18 protein-coding genes are annotated in these 26,009 nt (G+C 59.5%); 11 read left to right on the plus strand and 7 right to left on the minus strand.

The window, feature by feature from the left end; translation table 11 throughout:
- Nucleotides 1-269 precede the first annotated feature (269 nt).
- Complete coding sequence (locus tag CKW21_RS24545) at nt 270-5,084, plus strand: NEL-type E3 ubiquitin ligase domain-containing protein (protein WP_095196470.1); 4,815 nt, start codon at nt 270-272, stop codon at nt 5,082-5,084.
- 5 nt (nt 5,085-5,089) lie between these two features.
- On the opposite strand, the gene mnmC is transcribed toward CKW21_RS24545, so the two are convergent.
- Nucleotides 5,090-7,072: a bifunctional tRNA (5-methylaminomethyl-2-thiouridine)(34)-methyltransferase MnmD/FAD-dependent 5-carboxymethylaminomethyl-2-thiouridine(34) oxidoreductase MnmC gene (gene mnmC / locus CKW21_RS24550; protein ID WP_095196471.1), complete on the minus strand. Its 1,983-nt coding sequence runs from the start codon at nt 7,070-7,072 to the stop codon at nt 5,090-5,092.
- 281 nt (nt 7,073-7,353) lie between these two features.
- On the opposite strand from mnmC, the gene pap reads away from it, so the two are divergent.
- The 3 genes from pap to CKW21_RS24565 all read left to right on the plus strand — a co-directional run bounded on the left by pap (nt 7,354) and on the right by CKW21_RS24565 (nt 11,428).
- The gene (gene pap, locus CKW21_RS24555) at nt 7,354-8,868 is read left to right on the plus strand and encodes a polyphosphate:AMP phosphotransferase (RefSeq protein ID WP_095196472.1); all 1,515 of its coding nucleotides are present in this window, start codon (nt 7,354-7,356) and stop codon (nt 8,866-8,868) included.
- A 102-nt stretch (nt 8,869-8,970) separates the two neighbouring features.
- A complete protein-coding gene (locus CKW21_RS24560) occupies nt 8,971-10,155 on the plus strand; it encodes a thiolase family protein (protein WP_095196473.1) in 1,185 nt (394 codons plus the stop codon).
- Nucleotides 10,156-10,468: 313 nt separating this feature from the next.
- Complete coding sequence (locus CKW21_RS24565) at nt 10,469-11,428, plus strand: DMT family transporter (protein ID WP_095196474.1); 960 nt, start codon at nt 10,469-10,471, stop codon at nt 11,426-11,428.
- A gap of 97 nt (nt 11,429-11,525) precedes the next feature.
- Here CKW21_RS24565 and CKW21_RS24570 read toward each other — a convergent pair whose 3' ends face one another.
- Nucleotides 11,526-12,920, minus strand: coding sequence for a class II fumarate hydratase (locus CKW21_RS24570; RefSeq protein ID WP_095196475.1), 1,395 nt, complete (start codon nt 12,918-12,920; stop codon nt 11,526-11,528).
- Nucleotides 12,921-13,112: 192 nt separating this feature from the next.
- Here CKW21_RS24570 and CKW21_RS24575 point away from each other — a divergent pair, with 192 nt between their 5' ends.
- From CKW21_RS24575 to CKW21_RS24605, 7 genes are all read left to right on the plus strand, one after another.
- Nucleotides 13,113-13,637, plus strand: coding sequence for a DUF2059 domain-containing protein (locus tag CKW21_RS24575; protein ID WP_095196476.1), 525 nt, complete (start codon nt 13,113-13,115; stop codon nt 13,635-13,637).
- 12 nt (nt 13,638-13,649) lie between these two features.
- A complete protein-coding gene (locus tag CKW21_RS24580; protein WP_095196477.1) occupies nt 13,650-13,949 on the plus strand; it encodes a BolA family transcriptional regulator in 300 nt (99 codons plus the stop codon).
- A 230-nt stretch (nt 13,950-14,179) separates the two neighbouring features.
- Entirely contained in the window at nt 14,180-15,121 is a 942-nt protein-coding gene (locus tag CKW21_RS24585; protein WP_095196478.1) for a rhodanese-related sulfurtransferase, read from the plus strand.
- 41 nt (nt 15,122-15,162) lie between these two features.
- A complete protein-coding gene (locus tag CKW21_RS24590; RefSeq protein ID WP_170948723.1) occupies nt 15,163-15,765 on the plus strand; it encodes a DsbA family protein in 603 nt (200 codons plus the stop codon).
- Nucleotides 15,758-17,575 carry an ABC transporter ATP-binding protein gene (locus CKW21_RS24595; protein ID WP_095196480.1) on the plus strand — a complete coding sequence of 606 codons (1,818 nt, stop codon included), beginning with the start codon at nt 15,758-15,760 and terminating at the stop codon, nt 17,573-17,575. The genes CKW21_RS24590 and CKW21_RS24595 overlap by 8 nt, the downstream gene beginning before the upstream one ends.
- 186 nt (nt 17,576-17,761) lie before the next feature.
- Complete coding sequence (locus tag CKW21_RS24600) at nt 17,762-20,221, plus strand: EAL domain-containing protein (protein ID WP_095196481.1); 2,460 nt, start codon at nt 17,762-17,764, stop codon at nt 20,219-20,221.
- 77 nt (nt 20,222-20,298) lie between these two features.
- The gene (locus CKW21_RS24605) at nt 20,299-21,060 is read left to right on the plus strand and encodes a TenA family transcriptional regulator (RefSeq protein ID WP_371917547.1); all 762 of its coding nucleotides are present in this window, start codon (nt 20,299-20,301) and stop codon (nt 21,058-21,060) included.
- 134 nt (nt 21,061-21,194) lie between these two features.
- Here the strand turns inward: CKW21_RS24605 and CKW21_RS24610 are convergent, their stop codons facing one another.
- The 5 genes from CKW21_RS24610 to CKW21_RS24630 all read right to left on the minus strand — a co-directional run bounded on the left by CKW21_RS24610 (nt 21,195) and on the right by CKW21_RS24630 (nt 25,991).
- Nucleotides 21,195-22,121, minus strand: coding sequence for a GGDEF domain-containing protein (locus CKW21_RS24610; RefSeq protein WP_095196483.1), 927 nt, complete (start codon nt 22,119-22,121; stop codon nt 21,195-21,197).
- A gap of 185 nt (nt 22,122-22,306) precedes the next feature.
- Nucleotides 22,307-23,047, minus strand: coding sequence for a YciK family oxidoreductase (locus CKW21_RS24615; protein WP_095196484.1), 741 nt, complete (start codon nt 23,045-23,047; stop codon nt 22,307-22,309).
- Between the two features lie 175 nt (nt 23,048-23,222).
- A complete protein-coding gene (gene mupP, locus CKW21_RS24620) occupies nt 23,223-23,894 on the minus strand; it encodes an N-acetylmuramic acid 6-phosphate phosphatase MupP (protein WP_095196485.1) in 672 nt (223 codons plus the stop codon).
- Nucleotides 23,895-23,898: 4 nt separating this feature from the next.
- Nucleotides 23,899-24,597, minus strand: coding sequence for a bifunctional 2-polyprenyl-6-hydroxyphenol methylase/3-demethylubiquinol 3-O-methyltransferase UbiG (ubiG, locus tag CKW21_RS24625; protein ID WP_007973655.1), 699 nt, complete (start codon nt 24,595-24,597; stop codon nt 23,899-23,901).
- Nucleotides 24,598-24,659: 62 nt separating this feature from the next.
- A complete protein-coding gene (locus CKW21_RS24630; RefSeq protein WP_095196486.1) occupies nt 24,660-25,991 on the minus strand; it encodes a TRZ/ATZ family hydrolase in 1,332 nt (443 codons plus the stop codon).
- Nucleotides 25,992-26,009 lie beyond the last annotated feature (18 nt).

Genomic DNA, 26,009 nt, shown 5'->3' on the forward strand with positions numbered 1-26,009 from the left:
GGAGGGTCACTCGATACCGCGCCAAAACGGCGGGTACTCAGAAACTGACCCGCCTCGGTAGCGGGAGTTTTAGATCGATCGGTTATAAGTCCGCGTTGTCGACCGAATGGCTGGCGAGCACAAGTGCGGATTTCGGTGGTGGTAATTATTGATGTGATGCATTGGAGTAGCTGCTGGGACGCGCCCCGGTTCGATCCGGTATTCGAGTTATTAATCGGCTGTCGAGCTTCATAAACTGGGAGCCTCATAACGCAATAAGGATATTGCTCATGCCTCCTGAATTACCCAAGGCCGCCCCCGCGGCTGTATCCATGACCTCGACACAACGCCTCGAGGCATTGTTGGAACACACTGGCGATCTGGACAAGGCCGAGGTGCTGCAGGCGTCTATTCCTGAATGGTTGGCCAATGCCGATCTGAACGTGGTACAGGCTCTGAAAGCCGCTTTCGAGGCGTCATTTCTGGCTCAAGCCAAGGTCACGACGGCACTCGAAAAACTCAAGCCGCTGGACGCGTTCTGCAAAGAGCAACTGACCCGTTTTCTCAAGGGCAAATGGACGATCGATTTCGACGTTGAGCGGGATAAGCTGGACATCCCCACAAAAGAGTATTCATCAACAGGACTGTTCCCTCTCGGTTACTTGAGTAACGCAGACACCCATTCACGCAGCCTGCTTCACGCGGCCATGGAAAACTTTACCTCCGGGGAAGCGAAGATCGGCGCAATGGCGGCGGGCTCAGTGATTCGGATCAATGCAAAAAAACAATCTGAATCTGAAATAACCCCCGAAAAATTCGCAACGCTCTGTCGTGAACTCGATCTGGGTGCCCGCTATCAGCAGCATATTGGCGAGGCTCTGGCATTGCCGGCCAAACCCATCGAGGGTGCGCCTGTCGATGATCGGGCCTCTGCCGCCGATATCCGGCGAATGAAGGTACTGGACCTGCAAGTCGCCCTCCACGTGGCCTACCTGAAGAAGGACATCACTCAAGCCGCTTACACCATGCTGCTGAAGGTGATCGAACAGGAAGTCCCCGCCACTCGAACCAAAGGTGCAGTCTTCGATGGCGGGCCGGTACTTTGGCAAGGGTTGATGATTCATGACACCTGCATCTGTGGAGTGCTGGTATTTACCAAGGTCTCCATCGATACCGAACCCAAGGCCAGGTGTGTGGTTTACATGCCGAACGAGCCCCGACGACCGCTATACGAGTACGCCTCGCTGGATGATTTCAAGGCCTACCTGACCCTCCATTTGCAAAGCAAAAGCTACAGAAAATACTTCGCCGAGCAGTACCTGCACGGTCACGATAAAACCGGGTTCTTCACTTCATTCGATAAAGACAAGGTCTTGGGTACGCTTACCGCTACGGCTACCGACACCAGCCTTGGCGATTTTCTATTCCGTGCATTCGTCAAAAAGACTCAAGAGGACGCGCGAATCCTTGCCGTACCGACCGAAGACGTCGACGAACAACAACGGAAAAAAACCATTCAGATGCTGCTGGATGGCGGCCTCGTGCTGCTGAACGCCGCCGCTTTTTTCGTACCGGTGATTGGCCAATTGATGTTGGCGACGGCTGTCGTCGACATCGTCGGCGAGGTGTATGAAGGCGTGGTGGACTGGACGCACGGTGAACGGACCGAGGCTTTGTCCCATTTGCTCAACGTTGTGGAAAACATCGCGCAGCTGGCGGCGTTTGCCGCGGTCGGCAAAGTTGTCACGACAGCCGTCAGTAAAGCCGTGAAAGAGTTGCCGGCATTCTTCGATGGTTTCGAGGCTGTAACCAACATTGATGGCAAAGCAAGACTATGGAAGCCCGACCTTGAACCCTATAAGCAGACCCGGACCCTGCCAGCAGACGTGCAACCTGATTCCCAAGGACTCTACCGGCACGCCGGAAAGACCTCGATCGTCATGGATGGAGCGCCCTATCAGGTCTCTCGCAACACGGCGGGAACGGGGTGGACCATCAATCATCCTGTGCGCACCGACGCATTCCACCCTGCCGTCGAGCGAAACGTGGACGGTGGCTGGCGGCATGTCTATGAGCATGCGCACGAGTGGCGCGACGGTGCTTATGCGCTGGGGCGTACTGATCAACGCCTGAGCGAACTTGATACTGACCTGCAAGCGATTGCCGACATCACCGACATGACGCCGGACAAGTTGCACCAGCGGCATGAAAGTCATCTCAAGTTACCTCAGCGAATCAATGACTGTGCCGAGCGCTTCAAAATCGACCGGCGCATCACCGGGATGATCGAGGCGATGAAACGCGCAGAGACCGCGAATACGGAATTTGTTCAGGAGCAGCTGCATACACTGCCCAGATTGCAGGGATGGCCGAAGGCGCGCTTCATTGAAGTGCTCGACGAGAACGACTTGGTCGTTTCTCGCTTCCCCAGGACCGTCCCACACATGGAAGCGGCCAACAGCGTGCAGGTTCATCAAACAGATCTGGATTCGGGGGAGTTGCTTGACACCGTTATCAGTGGCCTCTATCCGACAGAAGTCGAGGGCATCATCGGCGTGACGACCGAATCGAAAGCGCAACGGATGGCGAAGAAGATCGGGGCAAGCCTCGAGAGCGATCGCCGGCCACTGTTTGACTGGCTCTATGAAACCTGGGACGCCAGCGCCACCGCGACCGGTGACGTTGCGAAACTGGGCGAACACGCCGCGGACCTTCCCGTCCGCGTGCGCCAGGAGTTGCTGGACAGTGCCTCTGCCAGGGATCGCAGTTTTCTGTATGACCGCAAGATTCCCGGGATGGATCTCGCCCAACAGATCAATGAGGCGCAGACGACGTTGCGGCAGGACCGCGCACTCACGGGCTTGCACGTCCCGCAGCTGGCCAATGCCGATACCGACAAACTGGCGCTCGGCTTGATGGATCGGGTGCAAGGCTGGGATGACGGCTTCCGACTTGAAGTTCGACAAGAATCAGTCACCGGCACATTGCTGGACAGCGTGGGCGAAGCAGATGCTCAGTCGCGCGAGGTGATCGTCAAGACATCCGCCGGCTATCAAGTCACCCAAACCAATGGCCCTGTGTCCTCCACACTGCAGAGCGACACGCTGCTTCAGGCGATACTGGATGCATTGCCCGCTACTCAACGCACTCGCATGGGTTTCACTGGCAACGATACGCTGGATGTCCCGGCCCTTCGATCACGCCTGTCCAGAGCTGCCACCGGCGATCCTGCGCATACCAGGCGGGTACTACGGGACGAACGCAGTGAAACACCGAAACATCTTTCTGCCTGTATACAGGCTAGCCCTCCCGCGGCGAGTACTTATGCAAGGGGCTTGGTTCGCAAGGTCAGAAAACTCTTTCCGCTGTTTACGCAAGCCCAGGTTTCGTCGTTTCTCGACAACGCTGGCGCTACCCAAATGGAGCGGGAGAAGCGAGTCAGGGAATTGCAGCAGCAACTGAAAAAACTACTCGGGGTGCTGCGCGCTTGGCGTGACGATGACGTGCAGATGAAGAAGCTGCCGGGGCAACTCGACGATATACGTGTCAGCCGTCGACAGGTGGCTCATGCCATCGAAAACTGCTGGCGCCGGGTAACGCGCCCTGATCAGCCTTCTACAACGCTCGTACTTGAGCGCAACCCGGTAGGCCCGTTACCGACGCTGACCGAGCAGGATGTCGCTCATGTTCGCAGCCTTGCCATCAAGGACATGCAGGCCGGCGATGAGCTGGCGTACTTCCTCAAACCGTTCAAAGGGCTTGTCACTCTGGAACTGGACCGCAACAAGCTCACACGATTGCCGGAAATGTTGTCGCACATGCCCGACCTCCAACACCTGAGCCTGGACGGTAACCAGATAAAGCTGGACCAACATACGTTGCGCAAGCTGGCCGACATGCGCAATTTGCGTACATTGGGGCTAAGCGGCAATCATCTGGGCGCCACGATTGATGTCAGCAAAATGCTGGATTTGCAATCTCTGTTCCTGGGCAATACCCACGCCACGGAAATGCCTATTGGCCTTGCCCGCCCACCGTATCTGAACATGGTGGACCTGCGAGGCAACCAGATTCGGGAATTGCCAGATTGGCTGTTCAAGGCACCTCAGCGGTTCACCCAGGCAATCAACCTGCGCTTTAATCCCATTTCCGAGGCGAGCCGTACGAAGCTGAAAAGCTACCGTGACAATACGGGCATTGGAATGGGGCTTCTGGACGATAGAGCCGAGGTGCTCAGTGAGCTGAGGGCTCGAGACCTGTGGATGCCGAAAACGGTTGAAGAAACCTATGCCAGTCGTAATCGTGCATGGCTGGCGCTGAAAAACGAACCCGATTCGACTGGATTTTTTGAATTGCTGTCGGAAGTTGGAAGCTCGGCCGATAGCCGCTTCGTGCACGAAGACATGACCCGCCGAGTCTGGAGTGTCATTGAGGCGACTCAAACCGACTCGGCGTTACGTGCCCAATTGCTGTCCATGGCGGTGAAAGCCAATTGCGCGGATTCAGCGGCCATGATTTTCAGTAACCTTGAGGTCGCCGTGGATATCGACAAGGTGGTTCGGCTGTCCGCTAATGCCCACGATCAGGCCGCTCGCTTGTTGAGTCTTGGGCGACGCCTGTTCCGTCTGGATTACCTCGCCAGCATCGCTCGCGAACATGTCCAGGCCGATACCACGCTTGATCCGGTGGAAGTGGAGCTGGCCTATCGTACCGGCCTGGCCGACAGGCTCGAACTGGTCGGTCAGCCGCGGCACATGCGCTATGCAACGCTCAGTGGCGTAACACAGGCCAACCTGGATACTGCCTACAGCAAGGTCCTCACTGCGGAAATCTCATCTGAACTATCGACTTACATCAGTGGGCGCACGTTTTGGAGCGATTTTCTGCGCCTGCATCATGGTAAACGGTTCCGCGACCTGACCGCACCTTTTCACGTGCGGATGGAGAAAGCGGCTGAAAACGATCCGACGTTTGGCGCGGACTACCTCGGCGAAGTGAACCGCATTGCAGCTGAACAAAATGAGGTCGAGACCGATTTGTTGAAGCGTCTGACCGAGGTGGCCATGAAGGCTGACGAGTCAAAGACTTGCTTCGCCCTGGATTAAACACCTCATGCCTTGCCTCGAATCAAGCGGCGCAAGGCGAATCGGTTCGGATGACACGCCTCGGCCACGGCCCTGGGCAATGGCAGCGGTTCGTTATCCAGCCAGGCAGCGAGCAATTCGCCTGACAGCGGCGCGGTGATCAGTCCTCGCGAACCGTGGCCGCTGTTGACGTACAAGCCATCCAGCCAGGGGCAGGGAACGTCCGGTATTTGCCGGGCATCCTTGCTCAAGGCGCTGTAGGCGAGGGCGAAAGCCTGCGCGTCAGCGAGCGGGCCGACGATCGGCAGATAATCCGGACTGGTGCAACGAAATGCGGCGCGCCCGTCGAGTGCTTCAGGTTGCAGGGTGTTCGCGCCGAGCCGGGCGACCAGATCCAGTGAAATTTCTTCGAGCATCTGCAGATTGCCGGCATGCTCGGCCGCTGTCGGTGTCAGGTCCTCATTGTTGAAATCGAAGCTGGCGCCCAGGGTATGTTCACCCAATCGGGCTGGCGCGACATAACCTTCGGCGCAGACCACGGTGCTCAGGCTTTGGCTCTCAACAGTCTGGGGCAAGCGCGTGATCTGTCCGCGAATGCGCTTGAGCGGCAGCTCGCTGCTGTACGAAAAGCGCTTGATCTCGGCGGCACCGGCCAATACCACCACGGGCGCATCGGCCAGTAACCTGTCGCTATCCCACGCTTGCCACCGTCCGTCCACGGAACGCAGCTCCAACACATCGTGATGCGTCAGGACCTGAATGTTCGATTGCGTTGCCTGCCATTGGCACAGGGCAGGCGGATGCACCCATCCACCTTCGGGGTAAAACAGGCCGCCCGCCGGCAGCGCGATACCGGCGCGAGCCTCGGCCTGCGCTTGATCGAGTGTGTGCAGCAAGTCTTCGGGAAACGCCGCCGCCAGTTGCGCCTGACGTTCGGTTTCCTTGGCATTGAACGCCAGCTGCAGGACCCCGCAATCGTCCCAGTCCACGCCGCGCTGCAAATGTTCGAGCAAGCGCCGGGTATACCCGAATCCACTGACAATCAGTTGCGACAACGCCGTGCCATGGGCCGACAGCTTGAGGTAAAGCACGCCCTGAGGATTGCCCGACGCTTCGCGCGCCGGTGCATCGTGACGTTCCAGCAAGCTGACCTGCCAGCCCCGCGCCGCAAGGCTGGCCGCCGTCGCGCAGCCGGCCAGGCCGGCACCGATCACCAGTGCACGACGTTCGCCGGTCAGTGGCGTCGGACGCGTAAACCATGGTTTGGCCATGGCGGGCATCGCGACATCGTCAGGCCACCCCAGGAAGGCACCCCGCAGGATTTCCCATTTGTGGCCGATGCCGGGTGTGCGCTTCATCTTGAAGCCTGCTGCATTGAGCAGACGTCGTACCCAACCAGTACTGGTGAAGGTGCTGATCGTCGCATCCGGCGCTGACAGCCGTGCCAGCTCGGCAAACAGTTCGGCGGTCCACATGTCGGGGTTCTTCGCCGGGGCGAAACCGTCCAGAAACCAGGCGTCAATTTGCGCGTCCAGTTGCGGCAACTGTTCCAGGGCATCGCCAATCAGCAAGGTCAGCGTCACCCGACCATTGGCCAGTGTCAGGCGCTGAAAGCCCTGATGAATCGCCACATACTGTGCGAGCAATTGATCGGCAAACACCTTGAGTTCCGGCCACAGCGCCAGGGCACGCTGCAGGTCGGCAGGGCTCAACGGGTACTTTTCGACGCTGACAAAATGCAGTCGCGCATCGGTCGTCACATGTTGTTCGAACACCTGCCAGGCGCACAGGAAATTCAGCCCGGTGCCGAAACCGGTCTCGCCGATGACCAGCCGACCGCCATCCGGTAATGCCGCAACGCGCTCGGCCAAACGGTTCTGTTCGATGAACACGTAGCGGGTTTCGTCCAGCCCCGATTGATCGGAGAAATACACATCATCGAACACTCGCGAATAGGGGCGACCTTGGTCGTCCCAGTCGAGCTGGGCGTGGGGCATTACAGGTTTCATGGCAGGCTCGGCAACGGCAAGGCGGCCATTCTAGCCGATCGCGGGCAAGGTACTTGATCCATGGTAAAGGACACCTTAGGTGTGTGATGGGTGCGAAGCAGCCGCAAACCGACTGATCGCTTACCCAATGGGAGGTGAGTTTATCGACATCGGGACGGATTCGCCGCCCAACGGGAGCAAGCTCCCTCGCCACAGGATTTATATCCTCCTCATGTTTGGATTTCCCCCACACAGCAGAGGTCAATCCGCTAGTCTTGCTCAGATCTGGAAGGGAGCCCCCCATGTTCGAATCCGCCGAAATCGATCACACCATCGACAAAGAAACCTACGAAGCCGAAGTGCCGGCTCTGCGCGAAGCCCTGCTCGAAGCGCAGTTCGAACTTCAGCAACAAAAGCGCTTCCCGGTGATCATCCTGATCAACGGCATCGAAGGTGCCGGCAAGGGCGAGACGGTCAAGTTGCTTAATGAATGGATGGACCCGCGACTGATCGAGGTCCGCACCTTCGACCAGCAAACCGACGAAGAACTGGCGCGGCCACCGGCCTGGCGCTATTGGCGGATGCTGCCGGCCAAGGGGCGCATGGGGATTTTTTTCGGCAATTGGTACAGCCAGATCCTGCAGGCCCGGGTCCATGGCGTGATCAAGGATCCCCGGCTGGACCAAGGCATCAACGGTGCCGAACGGCTGGAAAAAATGCTGTGCGATGAAGGCGCGCTGATCTTCAAGTTCTGGTTCCACCTGTCCAAGAAGCAAATGAAAGCACGCCTCAAGGCGCTGGCCGATGATCCGTTGCACAGCTGGCGCATCAGTCCGCTGGACTGGCAGCAGTCCGAAACCTACGACAGGTTCGTCAAATTCGGCGAACGGGTTCTGCGTCGCACCAGCCGTGATTATGCGCCCTGGCATGTCATCGCCGGGGTGGATGCGAACTATCGCAGCCTGGTGGTCGGCAAGATTCTGCTCGAAGGCCTGCAAGCCGCGCTGAAACGGCCGAAAATCCACCCGGAAAAAGTCAGCGCCGCGCCGGTGTTTCCCAGCGTTGATCAAGTGAACCTGCTTGATAGTCTCGACCTGACCCTGCGTCTGTCCAAGGACGACTATGAAGAGCAGTTGATCGCCGAACAGGCGCGCTTCTCAGGATTGATGCGTGACAAGCGCATGCGGCGCCATGCACTGGTGGCGGTGTTCGAAGGCAATGATGCGGCGGGCAAGGGCGGGGCGATTCGCCGGGTGGCCGCGGCACTGGACCCGCGTCAGTACAACATCGTGCCAATTGCCGCACCGACCGAAGAGGAGCGGGCGCAGCCTTATCTCTGGCGTTTCTGGCGGCATATTCCGGCGCGGGGCAAATTCACCGTGTTTGATCGCTCCTGGTATGGCCGGGTGCTGGTTGAGCGGGTCGAAGGCTTTTGCAGTCCGGCGGACTGGTTGCGCGCCTACAGTGAAATCAACGATTTCGAAGAACAGGTCACCGACGCCGGGGTGATCGTGGTCAAGTTCTGGCTGGCCATCGATAAGCAGACGCAATTGGAGCGCTTCCAGGAACGCGAAGAAATCCCCTTCAAACGCTTCAAGATCACCGAGGATGACTGGCGCAATCGCGACAAATGGGATGACTACCGCGCGGCTGTCGGCGACATGGTCGACCGCACCAGCACCGAGATCTCGCCCTGGACATTGATCGAAGCCAATGACAAGCGCTGGGCGCGGGTCAAGGTCTTGCGCACGATCAACCATGCGTTGGAGGAAGCGTTCGAAAACTCAGACAAGCGAGCGCGCAAGGGCAAGAAGTGAGGCGATGGTTACGCATACGCGGGGTGAATGATTGTCGCGGTCGGTAATTGAGTGGGCTTATGCTCGGGCCATTCCTAACCGACAACAACAATGAGGTATGCCATGCGTGAAGTGGTGATCGTCGACAGCGTGCGGACCGGCCTGGCCAAATCCTTTCGCGGCAAGTTCAACATGACCCGTCCGGACGACATGGCGGCGCATTGTGTCGACGCCTTGCTGGCGCGCACCGGCATCGATCCGGCCAGCGTCGAGGACTGCATCGTCGGCGCCGGCTCCAACGAAGGCGCTCAGGGTTACAACATCGGGCGCAACGTCGCGGTACTGTCGGGCCTGGGCATCGGCACCGCCGGCATGACCCTCAACCGCTTCTGCTCGTCGGGCTTGCAGGCCATCGCCATCGCCGCCAACCAGATCGCCTCGGGCTGCAGCGACATCATCGTCGCCGGCGGTGTCGAGTCGATCAGCCTGACCATGAAAAGCGTCAACACCGACCACCTGATCAACCCGCTGCTCAAGGAGCAGGTGCCGGGCATCTACTTCCCGATGGGGCAGACGGCCGAAATCGTCGCGCGTCGCTACGACGTCAGCCGCGAAGCACAGGATCTCTACGCCCTGCAAAGCCAGCAACGCACCGCCCAGGCGCAGGCTGACCGGTTGTTCGACGATGAAATCGTGCCGATGGCGGTGAAATACCGCGTTGAAGACAAAGCCACCGGTCAGGTGCAGATCCTTGAGGGCATTGTCGATCGCGATGACTGCAACCGCCCCGACACCACGCTGCAAAGCCTGGCCGGATTGAAGCCGGTTTTTGCTGAAGACGGCTCGGTCACCGCCGGCAACTCTTCGCAGCTGTCCGACGGTGCTTCCATGACCCTGGTGATGAGCCTGGAAAAAGCCCTGGCGCTGGGCTTGAAGCCCAAGGCGTTCTTCCGCGGATTCACCGTGGCGGGGTGCGAGCCGGATGAAATGGGCATCGGCCCGGTGTTCTCAGTGCCGAAGCTGCTCAAGGCCAAGGGCTTGCAGATCGGCGACATCGATTTGTGGGAGCTCAACGAAGCATTCGCCTCGCAGTGCCTGTATGCGCGTAATCGGTTGGAGATCGATAACGACAAGTACAACGTCAATGGCGGCTCGATTTCCATCGGCCACCCATTCGGCATGACCGGTTCGCGTCAGGTCGGGCACATCGTTCGCGAGTTGCAGCGGCGCAATCTGCGGTACGGCATCGTGACCATGTGCGTGGGGGGCGGAATGGGGGCTACCGGGTTGTTTGAGGCGGTGCGCTAAACACCTTGGGTTTTGCATTGACTGATAGATAGCTTTCGCGAGCAGGCTCGCTCCCACATGGATCCTGTGGGAGCGAGCCTGCTCGCGAAGGCAGCGACTCGGTCTATCTATTCATACTCAAAGACTGCACCCGCTTGATATAAGTCCGGACTTCCCGCCCAAACGGTCCCTCCAGCGTGTTTTCCCGAGTGCGGAAATACAACTTCCTTGCGACCTGCACAGTTTCATTCGCGGCCCGACGCAAACTGTCCCTGTGTGCCACACGGTAGTGCGCCTAGAATGACGGATCTAGACACTTGGCTTTGGGGTTCGCATGCACATTTCATCCGGTCGCTGGGTTTACGGTCTGCTCCTGGCCTTGTTGACTGCGTTGCTGTGGGGAATCCTGCCGATCAAACTCAAACAGGTATTGCTGGTGATGGACCCTGTCACGGTGACCTGGTTTCGCCTGATGGTCTCCGGTGGCTGCCTGTTCATTTACCTGGCGGCAACCAGGCGTCTGCCGAGTCGCAAAGTGCTGGGGCCGCGCGGCGGCTGGCTGGTGTTGATGGCGGTACTCGGCCTGGTGGGCAACTACGTGCTGTATCTGATGGGCCTGAATCTGCTCAGCCCCGGGACCGCACAATTGGTGGTGCAGATGGGCCCGATCATGTTGCTGATTGCCAGCGTGTTTGTGTTCAAGGAGCGTTTCAGCCTGGGGCAGGGGATTGGCTTGCTGGTCCTGCTGATCGGCTTTGCCCTGTTTTTCAATCAGCGTCTGAGTGAGTTGCTCACCTCGTTGACCGACTACACCGCCGGTGTGTTGCTGGTGTTGTTCGCGTCCACGGTCTGGACCTTTTATGCCTTGGGGCAAAAGCAATTGCTGACGGTGTGGAATTCGCTGCAGGTGATGATGGTGATCTACCTGTTTTGCGGACTGTTGCTGACGCCGTGGGTACATCCGCTGGAAGCGCTGCAACTGAACCCGTTGCAAGGCTGGCTGCTGCTGGCGTGCTGCATGAACACCCTGATTGCCTACGGCGCATTTGCCGAAGCCCTGGCCCATTGGGAAGCCTCGCGGGTCAGCGCAACGCTGGCGATTACGCCGTTGGTGACCTTTGGCGCCGTGGCGCTGGCGGCCTGGTGGTGGCCGGAATATGTGCATGCCGAGACGATCAACGGCCTGGGGTATGGCGGGGCGGTGTTGGTGGTGCTGGGGTCGGCGCTGGTGGCGTTGGGGCCGTCGTTGATTGCCGGGTTGAAGGCGCGGAAAGTGCGGATGGCCGCCAGTTAGACCGTGTCATCGTTTTTCGCGAGCAGGCTCGCTCCCACAACAGTTAAATGTGGGAGCGAGCCTGCTCGCGAAGACGGAGTATCAGGCGCTATAAATCTCAGCCCTTGGCCCCAGCCTCCAGCATATTCTCCGGCCGCACCCACGCATCAAACTGTTCATCGGTCAGATACCCCAGCTGCAACGCCGCCTCCCGCAACGTCAGCCCTTCGCTGTAAGCCTTCTTGGCAATCTCCGCCGATTTGTCATAGCCGATGTGCGGGTTCAGCGCCGTCACCAGCATCAAGCCGCGTTCCAGATGCGCAGCCATTTGCCCGGCGTCCGGCTCAAGGCCGGCGATACAGTGCTGCTGGAAGTTGCTGCAGCCATCGGCCAGCAGCCGGATCGATTGCAGCAGGTTGTGGATGATCACCGGTTTGAACACGTTCAATTGCAAGTGCCCCTGGCTCGCGGCGAAACCGATGGTGACGTCGTTGCCCAGGACCTGGCAGGCCAGCATCGACAGCGCTTCGCACTGGGTCGGGTTGACCTTGCCGGGCATGATCGAACTGCCCGGTTCGTTGGCCGGCAGTTTCACTTCGGCGAAACCGGCGCGCGGGCCGGAGCCGAGCAGGCGCAGGTCGTTGGCGATTTTCATCAGGGCCACGGCGAGGGTTTTCAGCGCGCCGGAGAGTGTGGTCAGCGGCTCGTGGCCGGCCAGCGCGGCAAACTTGTTCGGGGCGGTGACGAAAGGCAGGCCGGATAGCGCTGCCAGCTCCGCAGCGATCGCTTCACCAAAGCCGTGCGGCGAGTTCAGTCCGGTGCCCACGGCGGTGCCACCCTGAGCCAGTTCGCAAACTGCCGGCAGGGCACTGCGGATCGCCCGTTCGGCGTAATCGAGTTGCGCTATGAACCCGGAAAGTTCCTGGCCGAAGGTGATCGGTGTGGCGTCCATCATGTGGGTACGGCCGGTTTTCACCAGTTTCATGTGGCGTGCCGACAGTTCGGCAATGCCGCCGGACAGCTCGGCGATGGCCGGCAGCAATTGCTGCTGCACCGCCTGGGCCGCGGCGATGTGCATGGCGGTGGGGAAGCAGTCGTTGGAACTCTGGGAGCGATTGACGTGATCGTTGGGGTGCACCGGGGACTTGCCGCCACGCGGGTTGCCGGCCAGTTCGTTGGCGCGACCGGCGATCACTTCGTTGACGTTCATGTTGCTCTGGGTGCCGCTGCCGGTTTGCCAGACCACCAGCGGAAACTGGTCGTCGTGATTGCCGTCGAGCACTTCGTCGGCGGCCTGTTCGATTAGGCGGGCGATATCGGCGGGCAGGTCGCCATTGCGGTCGTTGACCCGTGCCGCGGCTTTCTTGATCAGCGCAAGAGCGTGCAGAACCGCCAGCGGCATACGTTCGTTGCCGATGGCAAAGTTGACCAGCGAGCGTTGTGTCTGAGCACCCCAGTAGGCCTCATCCGGGACTTCAACCTGGCCAAGGCTGTCGGTTTCGATACGGCTCATCGGTCACACTCCTGTAGGTCTGATTGCGCAGTTTAGGCCGTGATCGACGGCCGGGGTTCCATCAGTCTCGATTCTGTCCATTGAACCCCTCTAAATCAGGCGCGACAAGGCTTGGGGTTGAGTGACACACTTTTTTAGGCGCAGAATGGACGTCCTTGGGGTTTTACCTCGCCTGCTAGAAAAGGAAACTCGATGACTCGTCTTCGTGCCATCTGTACCGCGGTTGCATTGGTTTGTGCCAGCGGCCAGGTTCTTGCCGACACCGCCAGCCACAACGCCAGTGCCGAGGCTTTCCTGACCCTGGCACATGCTGACAAACTGGGCACTCCGGTGTACATGCAAGTACAGCAAATGTTCGCCCAGCGCTTCCAGCAAACCAAAGCCCCGGAATCGAAAAAAGCTGTCCTGGAAACCTACCAGGCCAAGGCCAACGCCGCCCTCGACCAGGCCATTGGCTGGAACAAGCTGAAGCCGGACATGGTCAAGCTCTACACCACCAACTTCACCGAATCCGAGCTCAAGGACCTGGTGGCGTTCTACAAGTCGCCACTGGGCAAGAAAGTCCTGGAAAAAATGCCGCAGCTGACTCAGCAATCGGCCCAGATGACCCAGGCCAAACTCGAAAGCGCAGTGCCCGTGGTCAACAAGCTGCTGGCTGACATGACGGCCGAGCTGACGCCGAAAGACGCAGCAGCGCCAGCCAAGAAAAAGCCTTAAGCGGAGTTTGGTATGACCATGCAACAACGCATCGAATCGACGTTGGGCCTGCTGCAGCCCGAGCATCTGCAAGTGCTGGATGAAAGCCATATGCACAGTCGCGGGTTGCAGACCCACTTCAAGGCCGTGGTGGTCAGCCAGCAGTTCGAAGGGCTCAATCGCGTCAAGCGTCACCAGAAAGTCTACGGCACACTCGGCGAGCTGATGGGCGAGTTCCATGCGTTGGCGCTGCATACCTACACGCCGGAGGAATGGGCGCAGATCGAAGCGGCTCCTGCCTCGCCGACCTGTGCCGGCGGCAGCAAGCACTAGCTTGACCGGCTGTTGTGGCGAGGGAGCTTGCTCCCGCTGGAGTGCGAAGCGCTCCCAAGCCTTACGACTGCTTCGCAGCCGAGCGGGAGCAAGCTCCCTCGCCACAACGGCATCTTGCAGTCCTAAAATTGCAGGGTTTTTGATAGAATGCGAAACGCGCCGCTTACCCGGCGCGTTTTTTTTCGCATCCGGTTCACCCCTTACGAGGGTAGCCACCTGGAGATTTACCCATGACACAACAGATTGTCGTGGCGGCACTGTATAAGTTCGTCACCCTGGAAGATTACGTCGCCCTGCGCGAGCCACTGTTGCAAGCGATGGTCGACAACGGCATCAAAGGCACGCTGCTGATCGCCGAAGAAGGCATCAACGGCACCGTGTCCGGCAGCCGCGAAGGCATCGACGGACTGTTGGCCTGGCTCAAGAACGACCCGCGTATGGACGACATCGACCACAAAGAGTCGTACTGCGACGAGCAGCCGTTCTACCGCACCAAGGTCAAACTCAAGAAAGAAATCGTGACCCTCGGCGTTGAAGGCGTGGACCCGAACAAAAAGGTCGGCACCTACGTGGATCCGCAGGACTGGAACGCGCTGATCAGCGATCCGCAAGTCCTGTTGATCGATACCCGCAACGACTATGAAGTGTCGATCGGCACCTTCGAAGGCGCGATCGATCCGAAAACCACCAGTTTTCGCGAATTTCCCGACTACATCAAAGCCAATTTCGACCCGGCCGTACACAAGAAGGTCGCCATGTTCTGCACCGGCGGCATTCGTTGCGAAAAGGCATCGAGCTACATGCTCAGCGAAGGCTTCGATGAGGTCTACCACCTCAAGGGTGGCATCCTGAAGTACCTCGAAGAAGTGCCTCAGGAAGAAACCAAGTGGCAGGGCGACTGCTTCGTGTTCGATAACCGCGTGACGGTTCGCCACGACCTGAGCGAAGGCGACTACGATCAATGTCATGCCTGCCGCACACCGGTCAGTGTCGAAGATCGCGCCTCCGAGCATTACGTGGCCGGCATCAGTTGCCCGCATTGCTGGGACACGCTGAGCGAGAAAACCCGCCGCAGCGCCATCGATCGGCAAAAGCAGATCGAACTGGCCAAGGCTCGCAACATGCCTCACCCGATCGGCTACAACTACAAGCAAGTATCCTCCGAGGCCTGAACACCATGACGACTGCCCGCCTGCTCTACGTAATGGACCCGATGTGCTCCTGGTGCTGGGGCTTTGCTCCGGTAGCCAACGCGTTGGTCGAGCAGGCGGCAGCCGCGGGTGTGGACGTGCATCTGGTGGTGGGCGGTTTGCGCACCGGCAGCGGCTCGGCACTGGAACCGTCGACCCGGCGCTACATCCTTGAGCACTGGCAGGCGGTCACCGAGGCCACCGGCCAGCCGTTCAAACTGGACGGTGCGTTGCCCGATGGATTTGTCTACGACACCGAGCCAGCCTGCCGGGCGCTGGTGACGGCACGCAGCCTGGCGCCGGATTGTGCATGGAAGCTGCTCGGGCTGATTCAACATGCGTTTTATGCCGAAGGCCGCGACGTGACCCGCGCCAGCGTTCTGGTGGAATTGGCGGAACAGGCCGGTCTGCCGCGCATCGAATTCGCCGCCGCGTTCGACCGTGCCGATATGCACACCGCAACGGCAGCCGATTTCACCTGGGTCCAGGATCTGGGCATTGCCGGTTTCCCCACCTTGCTGGCTGAGCGCAATGGTCAATTGGCACTGCTGACCAATGGCTATCAACCGCTCAGTGTGCTGTCTCCGTTGCTCGGCCGCTGGCTGGAGCGCGCTGCCTGTGCATGACCTGCCCGACGATGTCGCAACCGCAAAACATGTCGATCGGCTGAGCTGGGCGGAAATCCGCCGACTGGCGCTTCATCACAAGAAATCCCTGTGGATCGCCAATGGTGTGGCCGTGCTGGCGACCCTGTGCAGCGTACCGATCCCGTTACTCCTGCCGTTACTGGTGGATGAAGTGCTGCTGGGGCACGGTGACGCCGCGCTGAAAATCATGAACCTCGCACTCCCCGAGGTCTGGCAAAAGGCCGCGGGCTATATCGGCCTGATGCTGCTGGTGACCCTGGCCCTGCGTTGCGCGGCGTTGCTGTTCAACGTGGTGCAGGCGCGGTTGTTCGCCGCCCTGGCCAAGGACATCGTGTACCGCATTCGTATCCGCCTGATCGAACGTCTCAAGCGCATCTCGCTGGGGGAATACGAAAGCCTGGGCAGCGGGACGGTGACCACGCACCTGGTGACTGACCTCGATACCCTGGACAAATTCGTCGGCGAAACCCTCAGTCGCTTCCTCGTGGCCATGCTGACACTGGTTGGCACCGCAGGGATTCTGATGTGGATGCACTGGAAACTGGCGCTGCTGATTCTGTTGTTCAACCCGCTGGTGATCTACGCCACGGTGCAGTTGGGCAAAAAGGTCAAGCACCTGAAGAAGCTCGAGAACGACAGCACCTCGCGCTTCACCCAGGCATTGACCGAAACCCTGGACGCGATCCAGGAAGTCCGCGCCGGCAACCGTCAGGGTTTTTTCCTCGGACGATTGGGGCTGCGCGCCAGGGAAGTTCGCGATTACGCGGTCAGTTCGCAATGGAAAACCGACGCCTCGAACCGTGCCAGCGGTTTGCTGTTCCAGTTCGGCATCGATATTTTTCGCGCCGCCGCCATGCTCACCGTGCTGTTTTCCGACCTCTCCATCGGCCAGATGCTCGCGGTGTTCAGCTACCTGTGGTTCATGATCGGCCCGGTGGAACAACTGCTGAACCTGCAATACGCCTATTACGCCGCCGGCGGTGCGCTGTCGCGAATCAACGAGCTGTTGTCCCGCGCCGATGAGCCTGAGTACCCCAATGGCGTCGACCCGTTCAACGGCCGCGAGACTGTGGGTATCGAGGTTCAGGGCCTGAGTTTCGGTTACGGCGACGAGTTGGTGCTGAACCAGATGAACCTGTCCATCGCCCCCGGTGAAAAAGTCGCGATTGTCGGCGCCAGCGGCGGTGGCAAGAGCACGCTGGTGCAGTTGTTGCTGGGTTTGTACACGCCATTGGCCGGGACCATCCGCTTCGGCGGCTCGACCCAGCAGGAGATCGGTCTGGAAACCGTTCGTGAAAACGTCGCCGTGGTCCTTCAGCACCCGGCGCTGTTCAACGACACCGTGCGTGCCAACCTGACCATGGGCCGCGAACGCAGCGACGAGGCTTGCTGGCAGGCGCTGGAAATCGCCCAACTGCACGCCACGATTCGTGAATTGCCCAACGGCCTGGACAGCATCGTCGGGCGTTCCGGCGTGCGTTTGTCCGGCGGCCAGCGGCAACGCCTGGCGATCGCGCGGATGGTGCTGGCCGACCCTAAAGTGGTGATCCTCGACGAGGCCACGTCAGCACTGGACGCCGCCACCGAATACAACCTGCACCAGGCCTTGGCGCGGTTCCTGAGTCACCGCACCACGTTGATCATTGCCCATCGACTGTCAGCGGTTAAACAGGCGGACCGGGTGCTGGTGTTCGACGGTGGACAAGTTGCCGAAGATGGCGACCATCAGCAACTCATTGCCGATGGTGGTTTGTACGCCAAGCTTTATGGGCATTTGCAGCAGCACTAGATCAATGCCAAGGGATGTTCAGGGCATTTTCACCACGGCCTCGATACGGCGTTGGCGGTGCATATACAGGCCTGGCGTTTGTACTGCAATGAGATCTGCCGCTTGCCGGAACCGGGATCGCCCCCTAGTCTTGCGGTAGCGATTTCGTCCGGATGACGATCAAGCAGTGCTAATGCAAGGGAACTCATGAATCAAACGCGGACTCTTGGTACGCCACGGTTGCTGGGCATCGTCTGGCCATTTATCGCTGTCGTACTGTTTCAGGCCTTGCTGGGCGGTGTCAGCCTTTATGTGCTTTCGGCGGTCCGTGGCTACGTTGCCGGTGAAAGCCTGTGGTCCAAGGGCCAGAAAGACGCCATCTATTACCTCAATCTCTACGCCGACAGCGGCGATGAAGGGATTTTTCTCAAATACCAGAACGCCATTGCCGTGCCCCAGGGCGGTCACGAGTTGCGTGTGGCGCTGGACCACCAACCGCCGAATATCGAAGAGGCACGCGCAGCGATCCTCAAGGGCGGCAATCATCCGGACGATGTGTCCAGCCTGATTTGGCTGTACCTGAATTTCCGGCACTTCAGCTACCTCGAGAAAGCCATCGACCTCTGGACGGTGGGTGACGCGTATCTGGTCCAGCTCGATGACGTTGCCCGCGACATGCACCGGCACATCACCGCCAGCCCGGCTTCCGATACCGACATCCAGCGTTGGAAGGCGCAGATTTTCGCGATCAACGATGAAGTCACCCCGGCGGCAAAAGCCTTCAGTGATGCCTTGGGAGAGGGGTCACGGGTGATTCTTCGCCTGTTGCTGGCGATCAACCTGGCCACGGCCCTGGGCTTGATCGCATTGGCCTTGATGCGTACCCATAAACTGCTCAAGCAACGCCACGCCTTTGCCGACGCCCTGCAATTGGAAAAAGACCGGGCACAGATCACCCTGCAATCGATCGGTGACGGGGTGATTACTACCGATGTGGATGGCGCCATCGCCTACATGAACCCGGCTGCCGAGGCGTTGACTCACTGGAAGGCGGAACAGGCGACCGGTTTGCCATTGGCGGCGCTGTTCAATCTGTTGGACGACAACGCGCAGACCGATGGTTTCACCCTGATCGAACGCATACTGAGCGGTCAGCTCAGCGGCGGCAGCGAGCATTCAAAACTGATTCAACGCCTGGATGGCAGCACGGTCTCGGTAACGCTGGTCGGCGCGCCGATCCGCAATGCCGGCAAGGTCAGCGGCACGGTACTGGTGTTGCACGACATGACCCAGGAGCGGCAATACATTGCCAATCTGTCCTGGCAAGCCACCCATGACGCCTTGACCGGTCTGGCCAACCGCCGCGAATTCGAATATCGCCTGGAACAGGCGCTGCACAATCTGACGCGGCAGTCGGGGCGGCATGCCCTGATGTTCCTCGACCTGGATCAGTTCAAACTGGTCAACGATACCTGTGGCCATGCAGCGGGTGACGAGTTGCTGCGGCACATTTGTGCACTGCTGCAGTCCGGTCTGCGCGAAGGCGATACCCTGGCCCGGCTCGGCGGCGACGAGTTCGGCATTTTGCTGGAGAACTGTGGGCCGGAAGCGGCGGAGAAAATTGCCGAGGGGTTGCGGCAGACGGTGCAAAACCTGCATTTCGTATGGAAGGGCCGGCCTTTCGTGACCACCGTGAGCATCGGTCTGGTGCATGTCGCGCACAATCCGACCACCCTCGAAGCTTCGTTGCGCGCCGCCGACATGGCCTGCTACATGGCCAAGGAAAAAGGCCGTAACCGGGTTCAGGTCTATCACCCCGACGATTCGGAGCTGTCCTTGCGCTTCGGTGAAATGGCCTGGGTGCAGCGTCTGCACATGGCGCTGGAAGAGGATCGCTTCTGTCTGTATGCCCAGGAAATCGCGCCCCTTGGTCATACCGAGCCGGGCAGTGGGCATATCGAAATCCTGTTGCGCCTGCATGATGAAGCCGGCCGCATGATTCTTCCCGACAGTTTCATCCCGGCCGCCGAACGCTACGGTTTGATGACATCCCTTGATCGCTGGGTGGTGCAGAACGTTTTCAAGATCATTGCCCAATGCCGCGCCGAGACACGTCAGGGGCCGCTGGCCATGTGTGCGATCAATCTGTCAGGCACGACCATCGGTGATGAGGCGTTTCTGGACTTCCTGCGGGAACAGTTCGTTACTTATTCCATTCCGCCTGAAATGATTTGTTTTGAAATCACCGAAACCAGTGCAATTTCCAATCTTGGCAGTGCAATTCGTTTTATCAATGAACTCAAAGGTTTGGGATGCCTTTTTTCACTGGATGACTTTTGCGCCGGTATGTCTTCATTCGCGTATCTGAAACATTTGCCTGTAGACTTCCTGAAGATCGACGGGAGTTTCGTAAAGGATATGCTGGACGACCCGGTTAACCGCGCCATGGTCGAAGTGATCAATCACATCGGTCATGTCATGGGTAAACGTACGATTGCCGAGTTTGTCGAGACGCCTCAGATCGAGCAGGCATTGCTGGAGATCGGGGTGGATTACGCTCAAGGGTATGTCATAGAACGCCCGCAATTGTTTACCTTTGACAGCCTGCAAAGTCGTCCTGCCAGGCCCCAGCCTTTGTTGTTCAAGGCCCCTGGCACGTTCCGTTGAAATCTTTCGCTGATCTAACAATCACAATCAAAAGGAGCTCGACAGTGATCGACACATTCAACCGAACCGGACCCCTCATGGAAGCTGCAAGTTATCCTGCCTGGGCCCAGCGCCTGATTCAGGATTGCAGCGAGAGCAAGCGCCGGGTTGTCGAACACGAACTGTATCAGCGCATGCGTGACAACAAGCTCAGTGCAAAGACCATGCGTCAGTACCTGATAGGTGGCTGGCCGGTGGTCGAACAGTTCGCGTTATATATGGCACAAAACCTGACCAAGACCCGTTTTGCCCGTCATCCGGGCGAAGACATGGCGCGTCGCTGGCTGATGCGCAACATTCGCGTCGAATTGAACCATGCCGATTACTGGCTGCACTGGAGTCGCGCTCACGGTGTCAGCCTGGAAGATCTGCAAGCGCAACAGGTGGCTCCGGAGCTTCATGCCTTGAGTCATTGGTGCTGGCACACCAGTTCGGCGGATTCGCTGATCGTGGCCATTGCCGCCACCAACTACGCCATTGAAGGTGCGACCGGCGAGTGGTCGGCGCTGGTCTGTTCCAATGGTGTGTACGCGGCATCCTTCCCCGAGGAAGACCGCAAGCGCGCCATGAAATGGCTGAAGATGCACGCCCAGTATGACGATGCCCATCCCTGGGAAGCGCTGGAAATCATCTGCACGCTGGCAGGCATGAATCCGAGCAAGGCCCTGCAAGTGGAATTGCGTCAGGCCGTGTGCAAGAGCTACGACTACATGTACCTGTTTCTGGAGCGATGCATGCAACTGGAGTACGCGGAGCGAACGCCGGTAGTCCGTGAGCGATTGGCATTGGCCGAGAGCTGATCCAGGTTCCATGTAACACAACTGTGGGAGCGAGCCTGCTCGCGAATGCGATCTGCCATTCAACAATGATGTTGATTGAAAGACCATTCGCGAGCAGGCTCGCTCCCACACTGTTTTGTGCTGTTACTTGAAACTCAACCCGCCATCGTCAACCGATTACGCCCCTCGCGCTTGGCGACGTACAGCGCATTATCAGCCCTTCGCAACAAGCTCTCGGCAGATTCGCCGGGCAGCAGGGTCGAGCAACCCAGGCTCACGGTCAGTTCGATCGAACGGCCCTCAGCCACAAATTCCTCGGTCTGCACTGCAAGACGCAGCCGCTCGCCGACCAGGGCCGCTGCTTCGCGGTTGGTGTTGGACAGTACGATCAGAAACTCTTCGCCGCCAAAACGAAACACCATGTCCACGTTGCGCAACTGTTGCTTGATCGAGGCGGCGACCGCTTTAAGCACTTCATCGCCGACACTGTGCCCATGGGTGTCGTTGATCTGCTTGAAGTGATCGATGTCCAGCATCAGCAGCGACAACGGGTGCAGGTGACGCCGCGAGACTTCGATTTCCCGCAGCAGCGTCTGGTCCATGGCGATGCGGTTGCCGGTGTCTGTCAGCGGATCGCGCAATGCACTTTGGGTCGCGGCGCGGTAGAGCAGGGTGTTGCGCATCGGGTAGAGCAGCGCGGCCAGCAGCGATTCGAGGTTGCCCTGTTCCTGCTCGCTGAAACGCTGGTTGCGACGAAACACCAGCTCACCCAAGTGTTCGCCTTCGTGGCTGAGGCTGTAGCTGATCGAGTGGTGACCGCGTTGGCCGAATTCCAGGCGCAGGTCGCTGCTCTTGTGCTCATAGCTCAAGGCATCAAGCGGTACGAGGCGCTGAACCTCACGGAAAAAAAGCCCGAGAATGCGTTGTGGTTCCAGACTGGTTTGCAGCTGCATGCTCAGCTGCTGGCGCAGTTGCGCAAGACTGACTGGCCGTTCCAGAGTCGGTTGCTGCTGACCAAAGCCCAGGCGTTGCAATTTGGCGCTGTCGAAGTCAATTGCGTTGGTCTGGGAAGGTGATTTCATATGGCGCGCGCCCTTGAGCAGTAAGGCTGTCTTACAAGCTGGGTGAGAGCGGCTTTGGGCTGCGCGTCATACTGGTCCGTCAGTCCCGTAGGACATTTCGTACAAGTTTAATCTGCTTTGTACAAGAACAGGATGCTCAAATGCCGCGACGAGAAGTCGGCGCGGCACAAAAGCGACGTACGGTATTACTGGGCGTTGAATGCCTGGCCGTTGATACCGGTGCTGTCCGGACCCATCAGGTACAGGTAGACCGGCATGATCTCCTCGGGTGTCGGATTGTTCAGCGGGTTTTCCCCTGGATAGGCCTGGGCCCGCATGCTGGTGCGGGTCGCGCCCGGGTTGATGCTGTTGGAACGTACCGGCGCCACAGTATCGACTTCGTCCGCCAGGGTCTGCATCAGGCCTTCGGTGGCGAACTTGGAAACGCCGTAAGCGCCCCAGTACGCACGACCCTTGCGGCCGACGCTGCTGGAGGTGAACACCACTGAGGCGTCTTGGGACAGCTTGAGCAGCGGCAACAGGGTGCTGGTGAGCATGAACATGGCGTTGACGTTGACTTGCATCACCCGCATGAAATTCTCGCCGGAGAGCTGCTCGATCGGTGTGCGCGGACCAATGATCGAGGCGTTGTGCAGCAGGCCGTCGAGGTGACCGAATTCACTCTCGATCATCGCGGCCAGCTCATCGTATTGATGGGGCAGGGCGGTTTCCAGGTTGAACGGGATCACGGCCGGTTGCGGGTGGCCGGCGGCTTCGATTTCGTCATAGACCTGGATCAGGTTGGCTTCGGTCTTGCCCAAAAGCAGCACGGTCGCGCCGTGGGCGGCATAGGTTTTTGCGGCGGCTGCACCGATGCCACGACCGGCGCCGGTGACGAGAATGACCCGGCCATTGAGCAGGTCGGGGCGAGCGGAATAATCAAACATAAAAAACCTCACAAAACAGAAGACAGATCGCGGCGCTTCCGATCGCGGGCAAGCCCGCTCCCACAGGTTTTTGTGGCGGATACAAAATGTGTGAACAACCCGTTCCCTGTGGGAGCGGGCTTGCCCGCGAAGGCGTCAGCATTCACGCCACATTCCCAGCACCTGAAACCGGCTCTCAGCAACCACAGAGCGCGCTATCAAGCACCTTGCGCAACTCCAGCGGGTGATCGACCACCACATCCGCACCCCAATGCCGCGGATTATCATCCGGGTGGATATAGCCGAAGGTCACGGCTGCGGTCCGGGTGCCGGCATCGCGGCCCGATTCGATATCGCGCAGGTCGTCGCCCACGAACAGCACGCTGGCCGGGTCGAGGTCGAGCATCTTGCAGGCGAGGATCAGCGGTTCCGGGTCCGGTTTGCTGTTCTTCACATGATCCGGGCAAATCAGCAGCGCCGAACGTTCGGCCAGCCCAAGCTGTTGCATGATCGGCTCGGCAAAGCGCAGGGGCTTGTTGGTGACCACGCCCCAGATCAGGTTGGCTTTCTCGATGTCGGCCAGCAGTTCACCCATGCCGTCGAACAGTTTGCTGTGGACTGCACAGCCCACGAGGTAGCGCTCGAGGAACTCCAGGCGCAGCTCCTCGAAGCCCGGCGATTCCGGGTCCATGGCGAAGGTCACCGCGACCATCGCCTTGGCGCCGCCGGAAATTTCATCACGAATGTGTTTGTCATTCATGGGCGGCAAGCCGCGGTCGGCACGCATCGCCTGGCAGATCGCGATGAAGTCCGGCGCGGTGTCGAGCAGGGTACCGTCCATGTCGAAAAGAACTGCTCTGATTCGCATCGGCTTACTCCTCGCGCAGGGTCTGGATCATGTAGTTGACGTCCACGTCGGCCGCCAGTTTGTAGTGCTTGGTCAAGGGGTTGTAGGTCAGGCCGATGATGTCCTTGACGGTCAGGCCGGCCATGCGGCTCCAGGCACCGAGTTCGGAAGGGCGGATGAACTTCTTGAAGTCATGGGTGCCGCGGGGCAACAGCTTCATGATGTATTCGGCGCCGACGATGGCGAACAGGTACGCCTTCGGGTTGCGGTTGATGGTGGAGAAAAACACCTGGCCGCCGGGCTTGACCATGCGGAAGCAGGCGCGGATCACCGAGGATGGATCTGGCACGTGTTCAAGCATTTCGAGGCAGGTGACCACGTCGAACTGCTCCGGCATTTCCTCGGCCAGGGCTTCGGCGGTGATCTGCCGGTATTCGACATTCACACCGGATTCCAGCTGATGCAATTGTGCGACCGCCAGCGGCGCTTCGCCCATGTCGATGCCGGTGACGGTGGCGCCGCGCTGGGCCATGGCTTCGCTGAGGATGCCGCCGCCGCAGCCGACGTCGAGGACTTTTTTGCCGGCCAGGTTGACGCGTTCGTCAATCCAGTTGACCCGCAGCGGGTTGATGTCGTGCAGCGGTTTGAACTCGCTTTCGCGGTCCCACCAGCGATGTGCCAGGGCTTCGAATTTGGCGATTTCGGCGTAGTCGACGTTGCTCATGGTTTAAGTCCTCAAAAACTTGAAAAATCCTGTCGCCCCGGTGCTGAGTCCGGAGTGGCTTACTATTCGGTACGGCCGCTGATGCGTTGGCCCCAGGCCTTGGCGGTGGTGACCAGCTGTTGTTCATCCAGGCGTGTCAGGCGACGATCGTCGAGCAACTGCTTGCCGGCGACCCAAAGGTGTTTCACGCAGTCCCGGCCCGTGGCGTATATAAGCTGCGAAACCGGGTCGTAGACCGGCTGCTGGGCCAGACCGGAGAGGTCGAACGCCACGATGTCGGCGGCTTTGCCGACTTCCAGCGAGCCGACATCGGCCTCGATTCCCAGGGCGCGTGCGCCGTTGAGGGTGGCCATGCGCAGCGCGCGATGGGCATCCAGGGCGGTGGCCGAACCGGCGACGGCCTTGGCCAGCAGCGCAGCGGTGCGGGTTTCGCCGAGCAGGTCCAGGTCATTGTTGCTGGCGGCGCCATCGGTGCCCACGGCGACGTTGACCCCGGCCTGCCACAAGCGCTCCACCGGGCAGAAACCGCTGGCGAGCTTCAGATTCGATTCCGGGCAATGAATCACGTTGGTGTTGCTTTCTACCAGCAGAGCCAGGTCTTCATCGCTGATCTGGGTCATATGGACCGCCTGGAAGCGCGGCCCCAGCATGCCCAGGCGAGCGAGGCGGGCCAGTGGGCGCTCGCCACGCTGTTCGACCGCTTGCTGCACTTCGAAGGCGGTTTCGTGCACGTGCATGTGAATAGACGCGTCAAGCTCTTCGGCGATCACCCGGATTTTTTCCAGGTTTTCATCGCCCACGGTGTAGGGTGCATGGGGGCCGAAGGTAACTTTGATGCGTTCGTGGTGCTTGAGATCGCCAAACAGCTCGACGCCCTGACGAATGGCTTCGTCCGCCGAGCTGGCACCGGGGATCGGGAAATCGAGGATCGGAATCGCGATCTGCGCACGAATGCCGCTGTTGTGTACGCGCTCGCTGGCAACCTTCGGGAAGAAGTACATGTCAGAGAAGCAGGTGATGCCACCTTTGAGCTGTTCGGCGATGGCCAGATCCGTGCCGTCGCGTACAAAATCCTCGTCGACCCATTTGGCCTCGGCCGGCCAGATATGGTTTTCCAGCCAGGTCATCAGGGGCAAATCATCGGCCAAGCCACGGAACAGGGTCATTGCCGCGTGTCCGTGGGCATTGATCAGCCCGGGACTGAGCAGCGTGTTCGGCAGTTCGCGGACTTCGCTTGCGTTAAGCTTCAGGGCGGCGGAGCGTGGGCCGATAAAGACAATGCGCCCGTCGCGGATACCCAGGCCATGGTCCTTGAGGACAACGCCGGCGGGTTCGACGGGTACCAGCCAGGTCGGCAGCAATAACAGGTCGAGCGCAGCGGCAGTGTTCGGCATCGAGGGGCGGTTCCAGTG

This window comes from Pseudomonas sp. Irchel 3A7 (genome assembly GCF_900187565.1).
Lineage (GTDB): Bacteria > Pseudomonadota > Gammaproteobacteria > Pseudomonadales > Pseudomonadaceae > Aquipseudomonas.

Bases quoted from the DNA above. Each gene is read 5' to 3' on its own strand.
- CKW21_RS24545 (WP_095196470.1), top strand. From the start codon at position 270: ATGCCTCCTGAATTACCCAAGGCCGCCCCCGCGGCTGTATCCATGACC.
- mnmC (WP_095196471.1), bottom strand. From the start codon at position 7,072: ATGAAACCTGTAATGCCCCACGCCCAGCTCGACTGGGACGACCAAGGT.
- pap (WP_095196472.1), top strand. From the start codon at position 7,354: ATGTTCGAATCCGCCGAAATCGATCACACCATCGACAAAGAAACCTAC.
- CKW21_RS24560 (WP_095196473.1), top strand. From the start codon at position 8,971: ATGCGTGAAGTGGTGATCGTCGACAGCGTGCGGACCGGCCTGGCCAAA.
- CKW21_RS24565 (WP_095196474.1), top strand. From the start codon at position 10,469: ATGCACATTTCATCCGGTCGCTGGGTTTACGGTCTGCTCCTGGCCTTG.
- CKW21_RS24570 (WP_095196475.1), bottom strand. From the start codon at position 12,920: ATGAGCCGTATCGAAACCGACAGCCTTGGCCAGGTTGAAGTCCCGGAT.
- CKW21_RS24575 (WP_095196476.1), top strand. From the start codon at position 13,113: ATGACTCGTCTTCGTGCCATCTGTACCGCGGTTGCATTGGTTTGTGCC.
- CKW21_RS24580 (WP_095196477.1), top strand. From the start codon at position 13,650: ATGACCATGCAACAACGCATCGAATCGACGTTGGGCCTGCTGCAGCCC.
- CKW21_RS24585 (WP_095196478.1), top strand. From the start codon at position 14,180: ATGACACAACAGATTGTCGTGGCGGCACTGTATAAGTTCGTCACCCTG.
- CKW21_RS24590 (WP_170948723.1), top strand. From the start codon at position 15,163: ATGTGCTCCTGGTGCTGGGGCTTTGCTCCGGTAGCCAACGCGTTGGTC.
- CKW21_RS24600 (WP_095196481.1), top strand. From the start codon at position 17,762: ATGAATCAAACGCGGACTCTTGGTACGCCACGGTTGCTGGGCATCGTC.
- CKW21_RS24605 (WP_371917547.1), top strand. From the start codon at position 20,299: ATGGAAGCTGCAAGTTATCCTGCCTGGGCCCAGCGCCTGATTCAGGAT.
- CKW21_RS24610 (WP_095196483.1), bottom strand. From the start codon at position 22,121: ATGAAATCACCTTCCCAGACCAACGCAATTGACTTCGACAGCGCCAAA.
- CKW21_RS24615 (WP_095196484.1), bottom strand. From the start codon at position 23,047: ATGTTTGATTATTCCGCTCGCCCCGACCTGCTCAATGGCCGGGTCATT.
- mupP (WP_095196485.1), bottom strand. From the start codon at position 23,894: ATGCGAATCAGAGCAGTTCTTTTCGACATGGACGGTACCCTGCTCGAC.
- ubiG (WP_007973655.1), bottom strand. From the start codon at position 24,597: ATGAGCAACGTCGACTACGCCGAAATCGCCAAATTCGAAGCCCTGGCA.
- CKW21_RS24630 (WP_095196486.1), bottom strand. From the start codon at position 25,991: ATGCCGAACACTGCCGCTGCGCTCGACCTGTTATTGCTGCCGACCTGG.